The organism is Microbacterium sp. CPCC 204701 (assembly GCF_004010105.1).
Lineage (GTDB): Bacteria > Actinomycetota > Actinomycetes > Actinomycetales > Microbacteriaceae > Microbacterium.
The window spans coordinates 1-3,531 of record NZ_RRYE01000318.1 but is presented as its reverse complement, the minus strand read 5'-3'; the positions used below and the strand labels follow the sequence as shown (position 1 = coordinate 3,531).

General features: G+C 71.0%; 1 protein-coding gene and 1 pseudogene. One reads left to right on the top strand and one right to left on the bottom strand.

The features are described 5' to 3' along the window. Window positions 1-830 (bottom strand): annotated as a pseudogene (locus tag EIO58_RS14615) (hypothetical protein); the annotation flags it as partial. 154 nt (window positions 831-984) lie between these two features. On the opposite strand from EIO58_RS14615, the gene EIO58_RS14610 reads away from it, so the two are divergent. After that, the coding region (locus EIO58_RS14610; protein WP_127820140.1) for a Na+/H+ antiporter subunit A at window positions 985-3,531 on the top strand (2,547 nt) is incomplete at its 3' end.

The following is a 3,531-nucleotide window of genomic DNA, read 5'->3' as shown; positions in this document are numbered from 1 at the left end:
GCGAGCGACTCGAGCCAGCGCCCGGGGTCGGCGTAGCCGGCGCCGGTGTTCGCGATGAGCCGGGCCAGCGGCATCCGCCCCACGAAGCCGATGGCCGTGCCGGCGACGAGCGCGCCGACGAGCCAGAGGGCGACAGCGCTGCGGCGCCAGACCGCGACCACCGCGAGCACGAGTCCGAGCGGCACGGCCGCCCACACCGCGAACATCGGGTTGGTGACGACGGATGCCGCGGCCACCAGCCCGATCAGCAGCACCGGTCGCCACCGCACGGTGGCGCGATCCAGAGCGCGCCGCGCGAGGCCGATGGCGAGCACGACCGCGATCACCGTCGCGCCGTAGTACGTCGTGGTCGTCAGGAGCGAGGCGAGCTCGAGCGCATCGCGCGAGGGCGAGGTCTCGCTCACGGCCAGCAGTGCGAAGGCCCCGAGCGCGAGCAGGGCACCGGCCACCGGCATCCTCCCGTGCCCGACGCGGCCCGCGGCGACTCGGAGCGCGCCGTACAGCCCGACGACGTTGACGACCCCTGCGAGAGAGAGGGTGCCGTTCACGCCGAGACCCAGGAGCGTGAGCACCGCGAGCACCGCGGTCTCGGGCAGGAAGAGCACGGTCGACAGCGCCCAGTCCTGCGGCTGACCGGCGGCGATCGACCGCACGATGAGCGTGGTGACGAGAGAGTCACCGTCGCGCAACAGCAGTTCTGAGCGTGCGGATGCCGCCACAGCCGCCACGACCGAGATCCCGATCGCGATCGCCGCGGCGACGCCCAGGAGTTCGCGCGCCCAGCGCGGCAGGCGGTCGCGGGCCGCTGCGGTGTCGGGGAGGTTGATCATGGTCTCGCTTCGTCGGTCGCCTGCGAGCGTACCGGGGCGGCCGGGACCGGCCGGGCGATCGCCGCCGGTAGACTGGAGCGGACACCCCGATCGCCCGATCCGGTGCTCCTGCGAACGCAGAGACGCACCGGCCGACGACCCCGAGGAGGCCTGGATGCTCCTCGTGCTCGGCGCGTTCGCGGTCTTCCCGATTCTGCTGCCGTGGCTCGTGGCGCGCATCGGCCCCCTCGCCTTCTACGTCGCCGCCGCGCTGCCCGCCGGAGGGTTCGTGCACGCGGCGCTGCAGACGCCACGGGTGTTCGCGGGCGACGTGCCGTTCGAGTCGTACGCCTGGATCCCGCCGCTGGACATCGACCTGTCGATGCGCATGGACACGCTCTCGTGGCTGATGACGCTCGTCGTCACGGGCGTCGGTGCGCTCGTGATGATCTACTGCCGTTGGTACTTCCGCGGAAAGAAGGAGAACCTCGGGCAGTTCGCCGCGGTGCTCCTGGCGTTCGCGGGTGCGATGTACGGACTCGTCCTCACCGACGACCTGGTGGTGCTCGTGATGTTCTGGGAGGTCACGAGCGTGCTGTCGTACCTCCTCATCGGGTACTACAACAGCCGCGGGTCGAGCCGCCGTGCAGCGCTGCAGGCGCTCCTGGTGACGACGCTCGGCGGCCTCGTGATGCTGATCGGGGTCGTGCTGCTGGTGGTGGATGCCGGCACCTCGAGCATCTCGACGATCCTCGTCGAGGCACCCACCGGTCCTGTCGTCGACGCCGCCCTCGTGCTGATCCTCGTGGGCGCGCTCAGCAAGTCTGCGATCTTCCCGTTCCACTTCTGGCTCCCGGGGGCCATGGCGGCGCCCACGCCGGTCAGCGCCTACCTCCATGCCGCGGCCATGGTGAAGGCCGGCATCTACCTGATCGCGCGCCTGGCTCCGGTGTTCGCCCTGGCCCCGACCTGGCGGCCGATCGTCATCTCACTGGGCGTTTTCACGATGCTGCTCGGCGGCTTCCAGGCGCTGCGTGAGACCGACCTCAAGCGCGTGCTCGCCTTCGGCACGGTGAGCCAGCTGGGCATGCTGGCCGTCGTGCTGGGATACGGCACGAGGGATGCCGCGCTCGCAGGCCTCGCCCTGCTGCTGAGTCATGCGCTGTTCAAGTCGGCGCTGTTCCTCGTCGTCGGTGTGATCGACCGTCAGCTGTCGACGCGAGATCTCACCGAGCTCTCGGGGGTCGGCCGGCAGGCGCCCGTCTTGGCGATGTTCTCGATCATCGCGATCGCTTCGATGATCGGGATCATCCCGACGATCGGGTTCGTCGCGAAGGAGGGCGTGCTCGCGGCGCTGCTGCACGAGGCGCTCGGCGGGGAGGCGTGGGGCATCGTCGCCCTCGCCGGAATCACCCTGGGCTCGGTGCTGACCGCGGCGTACGGCATCCGATTCCTCTGGGGTGCGTTCTGGACCAAGCGCGACGGCGCCGGTGACGTCGTGCCGGCGACCGAATGGCCCGACCCGCCGCTCGGATTCCTCGCGGCGCCGGTGGTGCTCTCGGGTCTCACGCTCGTCGCGGGATTCCTCTCGCCGTGGCTCGACACGGTGTTCGCGCCGTACGCCGACGAGGCGCCGGCTTCGAGTCCCGGCGTCGCACCTCCCGAGCACGCGGCGCACCTCGCGCTGTGGCACGGGCTCGAACCGGCATTGTGGATCTCGCTCGCGACGATCGGGGTCGGAGCGCTCGTGTTCTGGGCCACCACAGCGTGGCGGCCCGCCAAGCGCCTGTTGCCGTTCACCGCCGCCGACGCCTACAACGCTGCGCTGCGCGGGGTGGCGAGGCTGTCAGTCGTGACGACGAGCTTCACCCAGCGCGGCTCGCTGCCGGTCTACGTCGGCACGATCTTCGTGGTGTTCGTCGCCGCCGAGGCGACCGCGCTCATCGCGAGCGAAGAGCTGCGCGCGCAGCTCGACGCGTTCCAGACCCCCATGCAGCTCGTCGTGGCGCCGATCATGATCGCGGCAGGGCTCGTCGCGATCCGGGCCCGCAAGCGCTACACCGGCGTCGTGCTCGTCTCGGTCACCGGCCTCGGCATGGTGCTGCTGTTCGCGACGAGCGGGGCACCCGACCTCGCGCTCACCCAGATCCTCGTCGAGACGGTGACGCTGGTCGCGTTCGCGCTCGTGCTGCGCCGCATCCCCTCGCGCATGGGCGAGCACAACGCGTCGGTGTGGCCGGTCGCCCGTGCGGTGCTAGGCGCGGCGGTGGGCACCACGATGGCGCTCGTCGCGATCGTGGCCACGAGCGCGCGTGTCGAGGATCCCATCTCGGACGCGTTCCCCGAGCTCGCCTATGAGCTGGGTCACGGCAAGAACGTCGTCAACGTCGCCCTCGTCGACCTGCGCGGCTGGGACACGATGGGCGAGCTGGCGGTGCTCATCCTCGCGGCGACGGGTGTGGCATCCCTCGTCTTCGTCACCCATCGCGCAGACACGCTGTCGCGCTTCATCGCGCCGCTGCCGTCGGGCGCCACCCGCGCGCGCCGCCCGCTCGTCGAGACCTCCGACGGGCTGCAGCAGCACGGGGACGCGCGAGGCAGCGGCCGCATGGCGTGGCTCGTCGGCGGGCAGCGGGTGCGGCCTGAGAACCGCTCGATCGTGCTCGAGGTGATCGTGCGGGTCCTCTTCCACACCATCATCATCGTGTCGCTTTACCTTCTC